Annotated in this window: 17 protein-coding genes and 1 riboswitch; of the genes, 12 read left to right on the top strand and 5 right to left on the bottom strand. The window is 43.7% G+C overall.

Translation table 11 applies throughout. The features are described 5' to 3' along the window. The first annotated feature begins 39 nt into the window (after positions 1–39). The 10 genes from I6E24_RS03225 (at position 40) to I6E24_RS03180 (ending at position 11,656) form a co-directional block, all read left to right on the top strand. The gene (locus I6E24_RS03225; protein ID WP_235326173.1) at positions 40–2,607 is read left to right on the top strand and encodes a carboxypeptidase-like regulatory domain-containing protein; all 2,568 of its coding nucleotides are present in this window, start codon (positions 40–42) and stop codon (positions 2,605–2,607) included. A 73-nt stretch (positions 2,608–2,680) separates the two neighbouring features. Beyond that, positions 2,681–2,782, top strand: a riboswitch (TPP riboswitch). Between the two features lie 84 nt (positions 2,783–2,866). Beyond that, complete coding sequence (gene thiS, locus I6E24_RS03220; RefSeq protein WP_235326171.1) at positions 2,867–3,067, top strand: sulfur carrier protein ThiS; 201 nt, start codon at positions 2,867–2,869, stop codon at positions 3,065–3,067. Between the two features lie 4 nt (positions 3,068–3,071). Then, positions 3,072–3,710, top strand: coding sequence for a thiamine phosphate synthase (locus I6E24_RS03215; protein ID WP_235326169.1), 639 nt, complete (start codon positions 3,072–3,074; stop codon positions 3,708–3,710). 102 nt (positions 3,711–3,812) lie between these two features. After that, positions 3,813–4,589 carry a thiazole synthase gene (locus I6E24_RS03210; protein WP_235326167.1) on the top strand — a complete coding sequence of 259 codons (777 nt, stop codon included), beginning with the start codon at positions 3,813–3,815 and terminating at the stop codon, positions 4,587–4,589. A gap of 14 nt (positions 4,590–4,603) precedes the next feature. After that, positions 4,604–6,295 (top strand): phosphomethylpyrimidine synthase ThiC, encoded by a 1,692-nt coding sequence (gene thiC / locus I6E24_RS03205; protein ID WP_235326165.1) that lies wholly within the window; start codon positions 4,604–4,606, stop codon positions 6,293–6,295. An 11-nt stretch (positions 6,296–6,306) separates the two neighbouring features. Beyond that, entirely contained in the window at positions 6,307–7,443 is a 1,137-nt protein-coding gene (gene thiH / locus I6E24_RS03200; RefSeq protein WP_235326163.1) for a 2-iminoacetate synthase ThiH, read from the top strand. A gap of 75 nt (positions 7,444–7,518) precedes the next feature. After that, positions 7,519–8,211: a HesA/MoeB/ThiF family protein gene (locus I6E24_RS03195; RefSeq protein ID WP_235326161.1), complete on the top strand. Its 693-nt coding sequence runs from the start codon at positions 7,519–7,521 to the stop codon at positions 8,209–8,211. Positions 8,212–8,269: 58 nt separating this feature from the next. Then, a complete protein-coding gene (locus I6E24_RS03190) occupies positions 8,270–8,878 on the top strand; it encodes a thiamine phosphate synthase (RefSeq protein ID WP_204402393.1) in 609 nt (202 codons plus the stop codon). A 91-nt stretch (positions 8,879–8,969) separates the two neighbouring features. Beyond that, positions 8,970–9,911, top strand: coding sequence for a ribose-phosphate pyrophosphokinase (locus I6E24_RS03185; RefSeq protein ID WP_204402394.1), 942 nt, complete (start codon positions 8,970–8,972; stop codon positions 9,909–9,911). A gap of 113 nt (positions 9,912–10,024) precedes the next feature. Next, positions 10,025–11,656, top strand: coding sequence for a B12-binding domain-containing radical SAM protein (locus I6E24_RS03180; RefSeq protein ID WP_235326160.1), 1,632 nt, complete (start codon positions 10,025–10,027; stop codon positions 11,654–11,656). A gap of 70 nt (positions 11,657–11,726) precedes the next feature. On the opposite strand, the gene I6E24_RS03175 is transcribed toward I6E24_RS03180, so the two are convergent. Further along, a complete protein-coding gene (locus I6E24_RS03175) occupies positions 11,727–12,068 on the bottom strand; it encodes a hypothetical protein (RefSeq protein WP_235326158.1) in 342 nt (113 codons plus the stop codon). Further along, positions 12,061–12,375: an FtsB family cell division protein gene (locus tag I6E24_RS03170; RefSeq protein WP_235326156.1), complete on the bottom strand. Its 315-nt coding sequence runs from the start codon at positions 12,373–12,375 to the stop codon at positions 12,061–12,063. Before I6E24_RS03170 ends, I6E24_RS03175 begins: the two co-directional genes overlap by 8 nt. A gap of 136 nt (positions 12,376–12,511) precedes the next feature. On the opposite strand from I6E24_RS03170, the gene I6E24_RS03165 reads away from it, so the two are divergent. Both I6E24_RS03165 and I6E24_RS03160 read left to right on the top strand, forming a co-directional pair. Next, positions 12,512–14,350, top strand: a complete 1,839-nt coding sequence (locus tag I6E24_RS03165) for a DNA polymerase III subunit gamma/tau (RefSeq protein WP_235326155.1) — start codon at positions 12,512–12,514, stop codon at positions 14,348–14,350. A gap of 102 nt (positions 14,351–14,452) precedes the next feature. Then, positions 14,453–15,772 (top strand): ATP-binding protein, encoded by a 1,320-nt coding sequence (locus I6E24_RS03160; protein ID WP_235326153.1) that lies wholly within the window; start codon positions 14,453–14,455, stop codon positions 15,770–15,772. A 115-nt stretch (positions 15,773–15,887) separates the two neighbouring features. Here I6E24_RS03160 and queF read toward each other — a convergent pair whose 3' ends face one another. The 3 genes from queF to I6E24_RS03145 form a co-directional block, all read right to left on the bottom strand. Continuing rightward, positions 15,888–16,343: a preQ(1) synthase gene (gene queF, locus I6E24_RS03155; RefSeq protein ID WP_235326151.1), complete on the bottom strand. Its 456-nt coding sequence runs from the start codon at positions 16,341–16,343 to the stop codon at positions 15,888–15,890. A 157-nt stretch (positions 16,344–16,500) separates the two neighbouring features. Next, positions 16,501–17,178, bottom strand: a complete 678-nt coding sequence (queC, locus tag I6E24_RS03150; RefSeq protein ID WP_235326212.1) for a 7-cyano-7-deazaguanine synthase QueC — start codon at positions 17,176–17,178, stop codon at positions 16,501–16,503. A gap of 8 nt (positions 17,179–17,186) precedes the next feature. Continuing rightward, the gene (locus I6E24_RS03145; protein WP_235326149.1) at positions 17,187–17,873 is read right to left on the bottom strand and encodes a queuosine precursor transporter; all 687 of its coding nucleotides are present in this window, start codon (positions 17,871–17,873) and stop codon (positions 17,187–17,189) included. Positions 17,874–18,302 lie beyond the last annotated feature (429 nt).

Raw genomic sequence — 18,302 nt, 5'->3', positions numbered from 1 at the left:
GCTCAAAATTGTATAACCATGTAAGCAGGTATGATTTGTATGAAAAGATATACTGTCATTTTCTTTCTGATACTGAACGTTCTTTCAGGTTTCAGCCAAAGCTATGTGGGAACCGTTGTCAATCAGGACTCCGGCAAGACTATTGATGGAGTATCTCTCTGCGTGCTATCTTCCGACAGTCTGATTATCAGTTATGCCATTACCGACCAGAAAGGACGGTTTGAAATCAAGGTACCGGAAACAAAGCTGCAACCTGCTTTACTTTCTTTTCAGGCATTAGGGTTCAAGAGAAAAACAGTGAAAATCGTTCCGGGACAGTCTGAATACAATGTGTTGCTTCAGGAAGAGGTTTATCAGCTACAAACTGTAAAAGTATCTGCACAGAGGATTCAGCAAAAACAGGATACACTGGTATATTCGGTGGCAGGATTTGCCCAACCTCAAGACAGGAGCATCGCCGACGTTCTTGCCAAGATGCCAGGTATAGAGGTAAAACCGGACGGAATGATCAGTTTCCAGGGGAAAAACATCAACAAGTTTTACATAGAAGGTATGGACTTGATGAACGACCGTTACGCTTTGGCTTCGAATAACATATCACGCAAGAGAGTGAAAGCTGTAGAAGTACTGCAAAACCATCAACCAATTGAACTTTTGAAAGGAAAACTTTTCAGTGAGCAGGCTGCCATCAACCTGATTCTGGAAGATGACAGCAAGATGAATCTCGTGGGCACTGCCGATGTAGGTTTGGGAGCAAATGCCGATGACATGCTATATAGCAATCGTCTGCTTGCCATGCTCTTCAAGAAAAAATACCAGACTCTTTCACTCTACAAGAACGACAACACAGGTCTCGACCTGTATAACGAGATCAATCCGATACGGCTTTCCGATCTGTTGGAAAAACGTACTACGGAAGAGGATGCTTTGATTTCTTCTGTCACGACACAAAGGCCGGACATAGACCAGAACAGATACCGTTTCAACCGCTCGCATCTGGTAGCAACGAACCATCTTTTCCAACTTGCTCCAAAGAGTACGCTACGTGCCCAGGTAAGCTACTTCAATGATGTAGCCGAACGTAACAACTGGGTGGAGACCAACTATCTTCTGGCAGAAAATGCGTCCGGTGCCTTGATTGAAAGTCATTCCCTTCACGAACGAAGAAACAGGCTGGATGCAAGTCTGAATGTGGAAATCAACCGCAAGGAACTTTATCTGAAAAATGAAAGTAAGGCTTCATTCGACTGGCTGGACTCAAGAAGCAACACAGTATGGAATGACAACCGGTTGCAACTTTCTTCTTCTCCGGACAGAAGGTATTTTTCGGATATACTCGATATAAAGCTCCCACTTTCGAATGATAGGTATCTGTCTGTTTCTTCAGTAAACGGATATAATTATCACCCGCAGGAACTTTCCCTTTACTCCGGTGAGAATCAGCGTGTGGACTATACATCTTTCCAGACATATACTACTGCTGACTTCCGTCACAGATTCTTCGGTATGTATGCCAACTATGAGGTTGGTTTCCAGGGTATTTTCCAATCACTTTCAGCTCATGTAGGCAATAGTGAGACTTTACCGTCACAACGCTTCAACCGCTATCTTCCACATTTAGGTTTAGGATTGAACTATCAGACATCTGACTTCAAGATGGAAGCTGAAGCCAAACTCCAGCGAATGGATATAAGGTTCCGACAGCCGAAAGACGTACTGCGCCAGGGTGAGTTCTATCCTGATGCGAAGCTGTTCTTGAAATATACGTTTTCAGGTACTTCCTTTATAAGTATGACTTATCAATACGGCAAGCAGTTGGAAGATTTGAGGGATTTATATTCCGGATATCTTTTTACCTCTTATCGCACAATAGTAGATAATACACATGCTCCGGAAGCCAACAGCAATCACCGTGTCACGATGAACTATCAGTACAGCCACCCTATCAAGGGACTGTTCTTCTCTGTCTCTGCAACGGCCAGAAGAGCACAAAAGAAAACAGCCTACGAAAGCCGTCTGACGGAAGGTAATGAAGTGCTGGTACGTAGCCTGACTGCTGCACCTCACCATGCCGATATGTATCTGGTTACTTCACGGCTCAGCAAATCATTCAGTGCATGGAAGAGTCTTCTGACACTTTCGGGTACATACATGCGCAATCAGGATGCCCTACTTTATGGCGGAACGCTTACAGACTATGACATGGACAGCTATTCTGCAGTCATTTCATATTCAGGCCGTCCGCTATCATGGTTTTCGGTAGAGTTGCGTTCTTTATGGCAACAGAACCGCATGCACTCACCTTCTACCGATTCACGCGTCAACCAACTGAAGCATAGCATAGACCTTAATTTCCCTGTTACAGAGAAACTGATGTTCAGTGTTTCCAATGCCTGTCACCAATCACTGGAAACCAACGAAAATTCCTGGTTTACTGACTTTGCGGCCAGTTATACTTATAAAAGACTGGAATTTCGACTGAAAGCCAATAACATTTTAGGAAAATCCGTTTACGAGCGTGAGTTTGTCTCCTCTATCGAGCGGAATTATTATCGCTTCACACTTCGTCCGCGTGAATTCCTAGCAGGTGTATCATTTACGTTCTGAATATCAAGAGGTATCGTAAAAAATATAAATTATTGTCCGCTTTTTGAATCTTTTGTTTAACTTTGCGTCCGAAGTAAAGACAAAGGGGTGCCCAAAGAATAAAACCCGGGCTGAGATTATACCCTATGAACCTGATGCGGTTAATACCGACGAAGGGATTGTCCTCAAAAAAGACATCCGTCATAAGATATTCTCTCAAACTGTAATTCTTACATTCTCTTTGTGTTTGCTTTGACTAACATTTTAAAACAAGTCATTTATGAAAATACAAGTAAACAACAAAGAGACCGAACTCACTCAAGGCAATAATGTTGCATCGCTTGCACTACAGCTTAAACTTCCTGAGCAGGGAGTGGCAGTTGCTCTTAACAACCGTATGATACCTCGCAGCCAGTGGGCTGAACAGGAAATCAAGGAAGGCGACAGTCTTGTCATCATAAAAGCAGCTTGCGGAGGATAATGACATGGATACTAAAGCATTCAAACTTCAGTTCATCACTCATTTCACCGAACAGTATTCTTATCTGGATTCTGCACGTATGGCTCTCGAAGGCGGTTGCCGATGGGTTCAGCTACGTATGAAGGACGCTTCCGACGAGGAGGTGGAAGCCATTGCCGTAAAGGTTCAAGAGTTGTGCAGACAGCATAACGCGACTTTCATTATAGACGACCGTGTGGAACTCGTCAAGAAGCTGAAAGCCGATGGTGTGCATCTTGGAAAGAACGACATGCCTATAGCTGAAGCAAGAAGGATATTGGGAAATGATTTCATTATAGGTGGAACAGCAAATACTTTCGACGACGTAAAGGCTCATTATCTTTCGGGAGCCGACTACATAGGATGCGGTCCGTTCCGTTTCACAACTACCAAGAAGAAATTAAGTCCGATATTAGGTCTTGAGGGCTACCGTTCCATAACAAATCAGATGAAAGCCGAATGTATCAACCTCCCGATAGTTGCAATAGGCGGAATCACTATTGATGACATTCCGGAAATAATGCAAACCGGTGTGACAGGCATCGCACTGAGCGGAACTATACTCAGGGCTGAAAATCCGGTGGAAGAGACAGGTAGGATTGTGAAGATGGTCATTGGTTGTTAGATTTTAGTTGTTAGACATATGAAACTATAAATTTATCAACACACAGACATCCTCCAAACTTAAAAACTCATAAACTTAAGAACTCAAAAACTCATAACATATATGGAAAAACTTATTATTGCGGGTCGTGAATTCGATTCCCGCCTTTTCCTGGGAACAGGAAAATTCAACTCAAACCAGCAGATGGAAGAAGCCATCCTGGCATCCGGCACAGAAATGGTTACTGTAGCCATGAAACGTATCGAACTTGAAGACAAGGAAGACGACATGTTGCGCCATATCGTTCATCCTCATATACAGCTGTTGCCAAACACTTCAGGTGTACGTACAGCGGAAGAAGCTGTCTTCGCGGCACAGATGGCCCGTGAGGCATTCGGAACCAACTGGCTGAAACTGGAAATTCATCCGGACCCTCGCTACCTGTTGCCGGACTCAACAGAAACACTTAAAGCAACAGAAGAACTGGTGAAACTCGGTTTCGTAGTCCTTCCTTATTGCCAGGCCGACCCTACACTCTGCAAACGTCTGGAAGAAGCAGGTGCCGCTACTGTCATGCCTCTTGCCGCTCCAATAGGCACTAACAAAGGTTTGCAGACTCGTGATTTCCTTCGCATCATCATAGAACAGAGCAACGTTCCTGTAGTAGTTGATGCCGGTATAGGTGCTCCTAGCCATGCTGCCGAAGCTATGGAAATGGGTGCAGCAGCCTGCCTTGTAAACACAGCAATCGCCGTTGCACGTAATCCAGTGGAAATGGCCATAGCATTCAAGGAAGCAGTCATCGCCGGTCGCCGCGCTTACGAAGCAGGATTGGGTATCCAGGCTGACAACCTCGTAGCTTCTGCTTCATCTCCTTTAACTTCATTCTTAAACGAATAAACTTTACAATTTACATGGACAACGAAAAAGATAAAAAAGCATACGCCCATGCAGAAAAGGCCTACATGCAAGGTACAATGTTCCCTTTCATAAAAGTAGGTATGCAGAAAGTAAACCTCACTCCTACTGTCAACATCGTTGACGGCGAGAAAGTGATGACACCGAATGCCCCTGTATATATATATGATACAAGCGGGCCTTTCAGCGATCCTAATATTGAGATAGACCTGAAGAAAGGATTACCACGTATGCGTGAGAGCTGGATTACATCACGCGGCGATGTGGAACAGTTGCCTTCAATCACTTCAGAATACGGAAAGATGCGCCGTGACGACAAGTCGCTAGACCATCTCCGTTTCGAACATATCGCATTGCCATACCGTGCCAAGGAAGGTAAGTGCTGTACTCAGATGTACTATGCCAAGCAGGGTATCGTAACTCCGGAGATGGAATACGTTGCCATCCGCGAGAACATGAACTGCCGCGAACTTGGTATCGAAACATATATCACTCCGGAATTTGTACGTGACGAGATTGCAGCCGGACGTGCCGTATTGCCTGCAAATATCAATCACCCTGAAGCGGAACCTATGATTATAGGACGCAACTTCCTTGTGAAGATAAATACCAACATCGGCAACTCTGCCACTACTTCAAGCATCGACGAAGAAGTGGACAAGGCTGTATGGAGCTGCAAATGGGGTGGCGACACACTGATGGACCTTTCTACAGGCGCCAATATACACGAAACCCGCGAATGGATTGTACGCAACTGTCCTGTTCCGGTAGGTACTGTGCCTATCTATCAGGCTTTGGAGAAAGTAAACGGTAAAGTGGAAGACCTCAACTGGGAGATTTACAAGGATACACTGATAGAACAGTGCGAGCAGGGTGTTGACTACTTCACTATCCATGCCGGAATACGTCTGCACAATGTACATCTTGCCGACAAGCGTCTTTGCGGTATCGTGAGCCGTGGCGGAAGTATCATGAGCAAGTGGTGTAAGATATATAATAAGGAGTCTTTCCTTTATGAACATTTCGACGAGATTTGCGATATCCTTGCTCAATATGACGTAGCAGTTTCATTGGGTGACGGTCTTCGTCCCGGCTCAATCTACGATGCCAACGACGAGGCTCAGTTTGCAGAACTCGACACATTGGGTGAACTTGTACTCCGCGCATGGAACAAAAACGTACAGGCATTCATCGAAGGACCGGGACATGTACCTTTGCACAAGATACAGGAGAACATGGAACGCCAGATCAAGTCGTGCCACAATGCTCCGTTCTATACACTCGGCCCGCTTGTAACAGATATCGCTCCTGGTTACGACCACATCACATCAGCTATTGGTGCTGCTCAGATTGGTTGGTTGGGTACTGCAATGCTTTGCTATGTGACTCCAAAGGAACATCTCGGCTTGCCTAACCGCGAGGATGTTCGTACAGGTGTCATCACATACAAGATTGCCGCTCATGCTGCCGACCTTGCAAAAGGACATCCGGGAGCACAGATTCGCGACAACGCACTCAGCAAGGCCCGATATGAATTCCGTTGGCGCGACCAGTTCCATCTTTCACTGGACCCGGACCGTGCCCTTGAATATTTCAACGAAGGCCGTCATACAGACGGTGAATACTGTACGATGTGCGGTCCTAACTTCTGCGCGATGAAGCTTAGCCGCGATTTAAAGAATATTTAAAACTAAGAAACATGTTTAGTGACGAACTTGAAAAAATAAGCTGGGAGGAAACAACCAAAGCCATCTACTCCAAGACCGAGGCAGACGTTATACGTGCTCTCGGTAAAAGCCGCTGCGACGTGGATGACTTTATGGCACTCATCTCGCCGGCTGCCGAAAAATATCTTGAACCGATGGCGCGACTCAGCAAGAAATATACTGAAGAACGTTTCGGACGTACAATGTCTATGTTTATACCATTGTATATAACAAATTCATGTACAAACTCATGCGTGTATTGCGGATTCCACATCAGCAACCCTATGGCACGCACAATACTTACACCGGAGGAAATAGAGAACGAATATAAAGCCATAAAGAAACTTGGCCCGTTCGAGAATCTGCTTATCGTAACAGGTGAGAATCCGGCAAAGGCAGGTGTCCCATACATAGCCAAAGCACTTGACTTGGCAAAGCCTTACTTCTCAAATCTTAAGATTGAGGTGATGCCTTTAAAGACTGAGGAATACGCCGAGCTGGTGATACACGGACTGAACGGAGTTATCTGTTTCCAGGAAACATACAACAAGGCCAGATACAACATCTACCACCCAAGAGGCATGAAGTCTAAATTCGACTGGCGTGTAAACGGTTTCGACCGTATGGGACAGGCCGGTGTTCACTCCATCGGTATGGGGGTACTTATCGGACTTGAAGACTGGCGTACAGACGTAACCATGATGGCATACCATCTACGCTATCTGCAGAAGCATTACTGGAAGACTAAATACAGTGTTAACTTCCCGCGTATGCGTCCGGCAGAGAATGAAGGTTTCCAGCCCAATGTCATCATGAGCGACAAGGAACTGGCACAGGTTACTTTCGCCATGCGTATATTCGACCACGATGTAGATATCTCCTACTCTACACGCGAACCGGCATATATCCGCGACCACATGGCCTCACTCGGTGTAACAACCATGAGTGCTGAGAGCAAGACTGAACCTGGAGGTTATTACACATATCCTCAGGCACTTGAGCAATTCCATGTAAGCGATGAACGCACAGCCGTAGAAATAGACAAAGCTTTAAAAGCATTGGGACGTGAACCGGTATGGAAAGACTGGGATGCATCGTTCGACTGCATAAAGACAGGAAAGGCTGTCTGATTACGCAAATTCAGTACCGACGGCTTCGATATAATGTATCCGATGCCGCCGGTATTTTTTTACTTTAATATAAAGATGGAAAGATACAACAGACAAATCATTCTACCGGAATTAGGAGAAAGCGGGCAAGAGAAACTAAAAAATGCTAAGGTACTTATTGTAGGTGTTGGTGGTCTTGGTTCGCCTATAGCATTATATCTTACAGGTGCAGGAGTGGGAAACATAGGTCTGATAGACGATGATGTGGTAAGCGAGAGCAACCTGCAAAGACAAGTCCTGTATTCCGAAGCCGAAGTAGGAATGCCGAAAGCCATTCAGGCCCAGAAAAGGCTGAATGCTCTGAACAGTCAGATTAAAATAGACGCATACAACACACGCCTGACAAAAGAAAATGCCGAAGAGATAATCGGCAAATACGATATTGTGGTTGACGGCTGCGATAATTTCATGACACGCTACATCATAAACGATACCTGTGTCAAACTGGGGAAAACATATGTCTATGGTGCAATTAGAGCTTTTGACGGGCAGGTATCCGTGTTCAACTACCAGGGCGGAAGAAACTATAGAGACCTGTTTCCCGATGAGGAAGAAATGCTGTCAATGCCGGCCCCTCCAAAAGGAGTGATCGGAGTAACGCCGGGTCTGGTAGGTTGTGTGCAGGCAAACGAAGTAATCAAGATAATCTGCGGTTTTGGCGAAACTCTTTCAGGCAAACTATGGTATATAGACCTGAAAACACTGCAAACAAATACGATTTTATTATAAACATTAGGAATATTACGATTTGGTTACTAACTTTGCACTCAGATTTAGTGGTACACACATGAAACTGATATTGATAACAACTCCAGAATATTTTGTAGAGGAGGACCAAATACTAAATGCACTCTTCGAAGAAGGGTTAGACATATTACATCTTCGCAAACCCGGAACAGAAGCGGTTTACGCAGAAAGACTGCTTACACTCATCCCGGAAAAATATCATAAGAAAATAGTTATACACGACCATTTCTACTTATGCAATGAATATAAGTTGAAAGGTATCCATCTGAACAGCCGCAATCCTATCGCTCCGGATAATTACTCCGGTCATATAAGTGCTTCTTGTCATACACTCGAAGAAGTGCAGGAAGACAAAAAGACTTGCGACTATGTTTTTCTCAGTCCGATATTCGACAGTATCTCCAAAGAGGGTTATTCTTCAAAATTCACTCCCGAAGCAATACGTGAAGCTGTAAAAGCCGATATTATTGACAAGAAGGTAATTGCTTTAGGCGGTATTGATGAAGAAAATATTCTTAGAGTAAAGGATTTTGGATTCGGAGGCGCAGCCATTATGGGAGGGCTCTGGTCCAAATTCAACCATAGTTTTGACAACAATTATCAAGAACTTATAGACCATTTCAGAAAGTTAAAACGACTTGCCGACTAAATACTTATTGTAATTTTCCGACAAAACGTTTGACATACTTGTATAAATGGTATAACTTTGCAAACAAATCAAGGCAATATATCTATTTACAATGAACGTACAATCACCTTTTAAAGTATTCTCTGGTACAAACTCGAGATACTTGGCAGAAAAAATCTGCAACAGTTTAGGATGCGAACTTGGTAACATGAAGATTACTCACTTTGCTGACGGAGAGTTCGCCGTATCTTACGAAGAGTCAATCCGTGGTCAGCATGTGTTCATAGTACAGTCTACATTCCCAAATTCTGACAATCTTATGGAATTGCTCCTTATGATTGATGCAGCCAAACGCGCTTCAGCAAAAAGCATCATCGCTGTAATCCCTTATTTCGGATGGGCTCGTCAGGACCGTAAAGACAAACCGCGTGTTTCTATAGGCGCAAAATTAGTAGCAGATTTATTAAGTGTAGCAGGTATTGACCGTCTGATTACAATGGATCTTCATGCTGACCAGATTCAGGGTTTCTTTAATATTCCTGTTGACCACTTGTATGCATCTACAATATTTGCCCCATACATTCAGTCATTGAATCTGGAAAATCTTGTAATCGCTACTCCTGACGTTGGTGGTTCCAAGCGTGCAAGCACATATGCCAAGTTCCTTGATGTTCCTTTGGTACTTTGCCATAAGACTCGTGAAAAAGCTAACGTAGTTGCTTCAATGCAGATTATCGGTGACGTAAAAGGAAAAGATGTTGTTCTTATTGACGACATGGTTGATACAGCCGGTACAATCACTAAGGCTGCCGACATCATGAAAGAAGCCGGAGCAAACTCAGTAAGAGCTATTGCTTCACACTGCGTAATGTCAGGTCCTGCTTCTGAACGTGTACAGAACTCTCAATTGGAAGAAATTGTATTCACAGATAGTATTCCTTATGCAAACCGTTGCGCTAAGGTTAAACAGCTTTCAATTGCAGATATGTTCGCTGAAACTATCCGCCGCGTGATGACTAACGAATCAATCAGTTCACAGTATCTGATTCAATAATATTCATCGCACGATAAAAATATTAAGCGAAGAATCATAAAGCCTGATACAGACGGCTTATTGTGGTTCTTCGCTTTCTTTTGTAATAATAGTTTACTCTCATCTTTTATAGTATGAAATTACTCTGGTTGGACTTAAACAGTTCGTATGCACATTCATCACTTGCACTTCCGGCTCTGCATGCACAGATGGCAGACGACAAAAGCATTGTGTGGGTAAAGGTTTCGGCTACCATCAACGAGAACCCGGGAATGGTGGCAGAACAAATCTATAAACACAAACCTGATATTGTAGCATCTACATGCTGGCTCTTCAACCACGAAGCGCTATTGCATATAACATGCCGCGTAAAATCTCTGCTGCCACAATGCAGGATAATCCTAGGAGGTCCGGAATTTCTTGGAGATAACAGAAAATTCCTTACAACGAATGATTTTATAGAAGCGGTTTTCAGAGGTGAAGGCGAAACCGGTTTCAAGCAATGGATGGAGCATTTCGACAATAAGGAAGAATGGGAAAACATTGACGGACTTTGCTATATTGACGATAATGGAGAATACCACGACAACGGTATGGCAAGAGTGAGCGATTTTACCGCCCTGAAATATCCTGAAAAAAGCGAACTGTTCAACTGGGACAAACCTTTCGTACAACTGGAGACTACAAGAGGCTGCTTCAACACCTGTGCATTCTGTGTAAGCGGTGGCGACAAACCCGTACGAAATCTAAGTATAGACACCATCAGAGAAAGAATAGAAATCATTCACAGTCACGGAATCAAGAACATAAGAGTGCTGGACCGTACTTTCAACTACAACACCCGCTATGCAAAAGCATTGGTATCCCTGTTCCGTGAATACCCGGATATAAATTTCCATCTTGAAATACATCCGGCATTACTTTCAGAGGAACTGAAAGCAGAATTGAGATCAATGCCCAAAGGACTTCTGCATCTTGAGGCCGGAATACAAAGCCTGAGAGAAATAGTACTGACCACAAGCCGTCGCGCCGGAAAACTTGAGGATGCGATGAAAGGGCTGAAGTTCCTATGCTCACTGGAGAATATGGAAACACATGCAGACCTTATAGCAGGACTGCCCCACTATCATCTGAGCGAGATATTCGAAGACGTTCGTACTCTTGCCGGACTTAATGCAGGAGAAATACAACTGGAATCACTGAAACTGCTTCCCGGAACTGAAATGAGAAGAAGAGCGGAAAAGCTTGGAATAAGATATTCTCCCCTACCTCCATACGAGGTGCTTGAGACAAACGATATTACATCGGACGAACTGCAGACAGCCAGACTCTTGTCCCGACTTCTGGACGGTTTCTACAATACCAAGGCATGGCAGGAACTGACACGACGACTGATAGTGGAAAACGACGACTTCCTGTATCGTTTCCTTGAACATCTTACAAACATCGGAGTAATAGACCAGCCTATGGGACTGGAAAGAAGAGGAATAATTCTTTACAAGTTCTGCAAGAGTAATTATCCGCAATACACACTGTCCGCCACTCAGGCATGGATAGAGGCAGGAATGTCGCTCAAGAAAGAACCTGCAGAAGCGATAAGGACAAAACATGTCACATCTCCAGATTCATGGGAAGTCGCCTACGGAACATACGACGAACGTCTGCGTCTCTGCAAACTGCCTGTCGATGACAACGACCATTATATATGGTATGCCTTCAATCCCGACGAACAGGGAGGTATTCCTATATTCAAGGCAACAAACTGATATAAAATTTGAGAGCCGCTCTACACAATACTTGCATAGAACGGCTCTTTAATATTTTCTGAATGTCATTTTATTCTTCTTTCTTCTCCTCGTACGGAATACGATAAGCTGTATATAGTTCAAGCACAGCTGCTACACTCAGGCATAAAATCCATTCGTTATGATGCCAGACAATCATCATCACACCTGCTATAACAAGCAGCATAGCCCCTATCAACTGCTGACGTTTCAACCGTCTGAGAACTATGTTCTTGCCAAAATATCTTCCTGTCTTTGCCTGAATCCACCCGAACATCAGTGCCCCGACAATGTAAATATACGGTGCGTATTCAAACTTTACGAACTGCAACATCAGTCCCACAAACAACACAAACGCTCCTGATATTGCTATTATATTATCCAACTTATTCATCTTCCAAATCCTGCTCAAATATAAATATATCCTCGTTCTCCTTCTTCATCATGTATTTTTCGCGCGCCACTTTCTCCAGTGCCTCCGGGTTGGTAGAGATTTCCTTCAGCAACTTGCTGTCCTCTTCAAACTGCTTTCTGTAATGCCTTATCTCTGTATTCAGTCTGTTTATTTCAGCGCGATGTTCCAAACGGCGAACCCAGCTGTTCTCATCCAGAACACCAATTATCAGCACAAATACAGCCAATGTGACACCATATTTGTGAAGACGCACAAAATTCCATATATTTTCCAGCTTCTCTTTCATGATAAAGAATATTTATTGGTGCAAATATAAGAATAAATGCTGTAAGCCCCAATTCTTTCATACAGCATAATGAATTGTCGGCAGAAATAATTATCTTTGTCATAACTTAACAAAACAAGAAAAACCAATCCTGATTATGGACAACTATATTGTATCAGCACGTAAATACCGCCCTGCCACATTCGATACCGTAGTAGGACAGCGTGCACTCACAACGACTCTGAAGAATGCCATTGCCAACAACAAGCTGGCCCACGCCTACCTTTTCTGCGGACCGCGAGGAGTAGGAAAAACCACATGCGCACGTATTTTTGCTAAAACCATCAACTGTCTGTCCCCGAAACCTGACGGAGAGGCTTGCAACGAATGCGAATCATGTAAGGCGTTCAACGAGCAGCGTTCATACAATATCCATGAGCTGGATGCCGCATCAAACAACTCTGTGGAAGACATACGCTCGCTCATAGAGCAGGTACGCATCCCGCCACAGATAGGCAAATACAAGGTATATATCATCGACGAGGTGCACATGCTGTCTACAGCAGCCTTCAATGCTTTTCTGAAAACCCTTGAAGAGCCGCCTCATCATGCCATCTTCATTCTTGCCACAACAGAGAAACATAAGATCCTGCCTACTATTCTGAGCCGATGTCAGATATACGACTTCAGTCGTATCAGTGTGACCGATACAGTGGAACATCTTCAGGGAGTGGCACAGAAAGAAGGTATAGACGTCGAACCTGAAGCGCTGACCGTGATAGCACAAAAGGCAGACGGTGGTATGCGTGATGCCTTGTCAATCTTCGACCAGGTAACAAGTTTCTCCAACGGGCACATCACTTACAAGAGTGTCATCGAAAACCTCAACGTACTTGATTACGAATATTACTTCAAACTGACAGACTATATTCTGGAAAACAAGGTATCGGAATGTATGCTTCTGTTCAACGAGGTCTTGAAGAAAGGTTTCGACGGCAATCACTTCATCACCGGATTGAGTTCACACTTCCGAGACCTCCTCGTGAGCCGCGACGAACAGACACTCCAGCTTCTGGAAGTAGGCGCCTCAATCAGAGAAAGATACAAGGCTCAGGCACAGAAATGCGAACAGAAATTCCTTTACAAGGCAATGAAACTGTGCAACGACTGCGACCTGAACTACAGACAGAGCAAGAACAAACGGCTTCTGGTAGAGCTGACACTGATACAGCTGGCACAGATAACATCCGAAGAAGATGATGCCGGCAATGGGCGTAGCCCTAAAGTGATAAAACCTATCTTCAACCAGCAGACTGCTCCGGCAGCAACACAGCAACAACCCGTAGCCCAGCAGCAACCGATAACTCAGCAACCGGCTAATGTACAGAACGTGCAGCAACCGGTACAGCAGAACACTTCAGAGCCTCAACCACAATACGGCAACAACCCCGCCCAACAGCAGATGCATAAGCTGCCCGACGGACTGAAAGTTACCCAGGAGAAGAAAATACCTGTAGTAAAAGCGGGAATACTCGGACCGTCAATAAAGAAAAGGCCACAGCATCTGGAGGAGGCCGTAGCGCAGAAACCTGCAGCACAAGTCCAGCAGGCAGAAAAGGAATGGGAAGACTACGATGTGTATGAAAAAGACCTGAACTACTACTGGAGAGAGTTTGCCACCCGACTTCCCAAAGAGGAAAAAGCTAATGCAGGACGAATGATGAACATGTCGCCGAAACTTCTTGACGACCAGACTACATTCGAAGTGGCGGTAGATAACGAAATGGTTCAGAAATACATGCAGCAGCTGGCACCGAAGATAGAGAATCACTTGAGAGAACAGCTTCACAACAGAAAAATCAGGATGACCGTCCGCGTAAGTGCAGCCGATGAGAATATCAGAGCCTACAGCCATGTGGAACGTTTCCAGATGATGAGCAAGAAAAATCCTAATCTGCTGAAACTGAAAGAAGAGTTCGGACTGGAGTTATCATAGAAATCTCATTTCCGGACTAATTAAAACACGTTATATTTGCAGTAGCGAAACGGCTGTTTCGGAAACGGTCATTTCGGAAATAGAAAATAAACAAATAAGGATATGAAATTTTTTGATAGAACAAAAGAAATCGCATCTCTGCGTGAGATTCGTGAAATGGCAAAAAATAATGCACAATTCACGGTTGTAACAGGGCGACGCCGTATCGGTAAAACATTCCTTATATGGAAAGCATATGAAGATGAACCTATTCTCTATTTTTTCGTTGCTCGCAAAGCTGAAAGTGACTTGTGTGAAGATTATCGGCTTGAAATTGAAAACAAGTTGGGAATCCCAACTATCGGACGCACAGAGCATTTTGCAGATATATTTGAGTTTCTGATGAAACTCTCCATAGAACGTCCCATCACGCTGTTTATCGATGAGTTTCAGGAATTCTTTCGTGTAAACAAGTCTGTGTACAGTGACATGCAACGTATCTGGGATATGTACAGCCAGAAAGCCCATATAAACCTGATTGTCTGCGGGTCTATTTATTCAATGATGACAAAAATCTTCAAAGACAGGAAGGAACCACTATATAACAGACAGACACGTTTAATGACTCTACGGCCATTTACACCAGCAGTTCTAAAGGAGATTTTAACAGACTATAACACCAGTTACACTGCAGAAGACCTCTTGGCTCTATATTCTTTCACTGGAGGAGTGGCAAAGTATGTACAGTTACTTATAGATGCCGGAGCTACAACAAAAGAAAGAATGTTGGATCAAATTGTAAAGGGTGATTCAATTTTTCTAGGTGAAGGCAAAGCAATACTTATAGAGGAATTCGGTAAAGACTATGGCATTTATTTTTCAATACTATCAGCCATAGCAAGGGGAAAAACTTCACGTTCAGAAATAGAAAACGTAGTAGGTAGAGAAATTGGCGGTTATCTGACCAAACTTGAAAACGAGTACGAGGTAATTGCAAAAAAACAACCTCTGTTTGAAAAAAGCTCCACAAAAAATGTCCGCTATACTATAGAAGACAATTTCTTTATGTTCTGGTTCCGCTTTATCTACAAATACAGTTATATGCTGGAAATAGAAAACTACGAAAGCTTAAAAACAATTATAAACAGAGACTACGAAACATTCAGCGGTTTGATGCTTGAACGTTATTTCAGGCGAGTACTGATTGAACACCAGATATATACAAGGATTGGAGGATGGTGGGACCGCAAAGGAGAAAATGAGATTGACATCGTGGCGGAAAATGAGCTAAACAATAAAGCTACATTCTTCGAAATAAAACGTAAATCCGCAAATATCGATATGGAGGTGCTTAAACAGAAGGCAGCAGCTTTCCTGCGTGCCACCGGCGAGTTCAAGGGATATGACATATCTTACAAGGATCTCTCAATGGAAGATATGTAATAAAGAATACAGTATAAAAAATCCGGTAAGAGGAGACAGAATCTTCTCTTACCGGATTTTTATACTGCTTATTGATATTTAATAAAACCCTCTAAAGAAATTTCTAACAATAAAATTACAAATCGTGATTGCGCATACGGTACTCAGCCAGTTCCTCATACTTCGTTCCCGGACGTCCGTAGTTGCAGTAAGGATAAATAGATATACCTCCGCGCGGAGTGAATATACCGGTAACTTCGATATACTTAGGGTCCATCAGTTTGATAAGGTCCTTCATGATTATATTCACACAGTCCTCATGAAAATCTCCGTGATTTCTGAAACTGAACAGATAGAGTTTCAGACTCTTGCTTTCCACCATCTTCACGTCAGGCAGATAGCTTATACGGATTTCAGCAAAGTCAGGCTGTCCGGTGATAGGACAAAGACTTGTAAACTCAGGGCAGTTGAAACGTACCCAATAATCATTCTCCGGATGCTTGTTTGCAAAAGCCTCAAGTACCTCCGGAGCATAGTCCTGACGATATACAGTGCTACCGCCAAGCAGCGTCAGTTCTTCTTTTCTTTCCATTTTATATATAATTTTTCCTTTTATACGATATAATGTCCGCAAACAATTATCTCCACACGTTCGTGTGGAGCACTCGACACGCTCGTGTGGAGAACTCGACACGGCCGTGTGGAGATCTCATCACGTTCGTGTGGAGATAAACATTCTTTATCGGAAATCAGTAATAAAAAGCAGATAATTTATTTTTCGAGCTCAAATACTTTTCAAGTCCCTCGCGACGTAACTTACACGCCGGGCAATGTCCGCATCCGTCGCCCTGCACCCCGTTATAGCATGTCAGAGTTTCGTTTCTTATCAGGTCAAGCACTCCAAGCTCGTCAGCCAAAGCCCATGTCTGTGCCTTGTCTATCCACATCAGCGGAGTGTGAATAACGAACTGCTCGTCCATAGCAAGATTAAGAGTAACGTTGAGCGATTTGATAAACGAATCCCTGCAGTCGGGATAACCGCTGAAGTCAGTCTGCGAAACTCCTGTCACCAGATGACTGATGCCATGCTCGCGCGCATAAACAGCAGCTATACTGAGGAAGAAAAGATTTCTTCCCGGCACGAAAGTATTAGGGAAAGAGCCTTCCGGTTTTTCCTCGTCCATCACTATTGAAGTATCAGTAAGAGAGTTCTTGCCAAGATGACCGATGAACGATACATCCATTGCGTGAAAATGCACCCCTGCCCTTTCGGCAATTCCTCTCGCCAGTTCCACCTCTTTCACATGTTTCTGACCATAGATGAAACTAAGCGCATAAACTTCCTTGAAATGTTTCTTTGCCCAGAACAGGCAAGTAGTAGAATCCTGGCCGCCACTGAAAACTACCAGTGCGGCCTCCTTATTCATTGTCATAATCAAATCTCCTTAATTTTCAGTACATTATACGAGATATTCTCATCATACACATCACAATCGTCCACACGCTTGATGTAGTTCACCACCCTGATAGTCACAGGGAGAATGATGATTTCATACAGCGTTTTCAGGACTACCTGCACCGCCATCATCTTCAGCAGTTCGTTCACCGGCATCAGTCCGCCGAAAGCCAACGGGAAGAAAATGATTGAATCTGCACCCTCACCGGCCAAAGTTGAAACAATGGCACGGGCAGAGAAATTCTTACCGTGCGAAGCAATCTTCATCTTACTCATAACGAAAGCGTTGATGAACGAGCCTACAAGGAAAGCAGTCAGGCTGGCAGCCGCGATACGCGGAGCAAGACCAAACACGAAATCGAATGCCTGTTCGCCTTCCCAGAAAGGAGCCGCAGGAAGAGCCACTGCCACTTTACCGAGGGCTACGACCATGAAGTTCATAAGGAAACCCATCCAGATGATAAGACGCGCCTTGCGGAAGCCCCAGACTTCGGCAATACAGTCATTGATAATGTAAGAGATTGGAAAAACTATCAGTCCGGCAGTTACGGAAATCGGACCGAATTGTACGACTTTGGCCTCTAAAAGATTGGCTGCCACGAGGCAGACACAAAACACAATACCCAAGACCATGAAAGGTACTGATACGAGATTTTCTTTTTTCATCGTTCCTGTTTTTTACGTGGTGTTCTAGAATACACGGCCGCTATTCACGGCATCGCATGTTAATGATCTCTGTTTCTTTTTTTAATTCGGGCGCAAAAGTACAGAGTATTTACGATATATGCAAGAAAAAGTTATGTTTGTGAATGAATATGGGTATAAAACTGGGAACAACTGTATCAGAATCATGCGCATTAGGCTATAGTAATCTTGAAATCCGGAGATTTTGATAAATATCGTGATACAAACACATAGTAATCAAATCAATGGAGTGATTTTAACAGAATATCCGGTTTTATCATTACCTTTCCTCTAAAATGATTTACGGTAGAATGATTCCAAAGGCTTCCATTGGTATATTCATATGAATAAAGGCAATAAAATATTTACCGGCAGCATATTGTTGTCGGTAATAATTTTTTATAAGTTTAT

It is taken from the genome of Bacteroides caecigallinarum, from assembly GCF_021530995.1.
GTDB lineage: Bacteria > Bacteroidota > Bacteroidia > Bacteroidales > Bacteroidaceae > Phocaeicola > Phocaeicola faecigallinarum.
Note: the sequence above shows the minus strand (reverse complement) of the source record. Positions and strands in the feature narration are given on the sequence as shown.

Coding starts and splice junctions, on each gene's coding strand:
- I6E24_RS03225 (WP_235326173.1), top strand. CDS start 40: ATGAAAAGATATACTGTCATTTTCTTTCTGATACTGAACGTTCTTTCA.
- thiS (WP_235326171.1), top strand. CDS start 2,867: ATGAAAATACAAGTAAACAACAAAGAGACCGAACTCACTCAAGGCAAT.
- I6E24_RS03215 (WP_235326169.1), top strand. CDS start 3,072: ATGGATACTAAAGCATTCAAACTTCAGTTCATCACTCATTTCACCGAA.
- I6E24_RS03210 (WP_235326167.1), top strand. CDS start 3,813: ATGGAAAAACTTATTATTGCGGGTCGTGAATTCGATTCCCGCCTTTTC.
- thiC (WP_235326165.1), top strand. CDS start 4,604: ATGGACAACGAAAAAGATAAAAAAGCATACGCCCATGCAGAAAAGGCC.
- thiH (WP_235326163.1), top strand. CDS start 6,307: ATGTTTAGTGACGAACTTGAAAAAATAAGCTGGGAGGAAACAACCAAA.
- I6E24_RS03195 (WP_235326161.1), top strand. CDS start 7,519: ATGGAAAGATACAACAGACAAATCATTCTACCGGAATTAGGAGAAAGC.
- I6E24_RS03190 (WP_204402393.1), top strand. CDS start 8,270: ATGAAACTGATATTGATAACAACTCCAGAATATTTTGTAGAGGAGGAC.
- I6E24_RS03185 (WP_204402394.1), top strand. CDS start 8,970: ATGAACGTACAATCACCTTTTAAAGTATTCTCTGGTACAAACTCGAGA.
- I6E24_RS03180 (WP_235326160.1), top strand. CDS start 10,025: ATGAAATTACTCTGGTTGGACTTAAACAGTTCGTATGCACATTCATCA.
- I6E24_RS03175 (WP_235326158.1), bottom strand. CDS start 12,068: ATGAATAAGTTGGATAATATAATAGCAATATCAGGAGCGTTTGTGTTG.
- I6E24_RS03170 (WP_235326156.1), bottom strand. CDS start 12,375: ATGAAAGAGAAGCTGGAAAATATATGGAATTTTGTGCGTCTTCACAAA.
- I6E24_RS03165 (WP_235326155.1), top strand. CDS start 12,512: ATGGACAACTATATTGTATCAGCACGTAAATACCGCCCTGCCACATTC.
- I6E24_RS03160 (WP_235326153.1), top strand. CDS start 14,453: ATGAAATTTTTTGATAGAACAAAAGAAATCGCATCTCTGCGTGAGATT.
- queF (WP_235326151.1), bottom strand. CDS start 16,343: ATGGAAAGAAAAGAAGAACTGACGCTGCTTGGCGGTAGCACTGTATAT.
- queC (WP_235326212.1), bottom strand. CDS start 17,178: ATGAATAAGGAGGCCGCACTGGTAGTTTTCAGTGGCGGCCAGGATTCT.
- I6E24_RS03145 (WP_235326149.1), bottom strand. CDS start 17,873: ATGAAAAAAGAAAATCTCGTATCAGTACCTTTCATGGTCTTGGGTATT.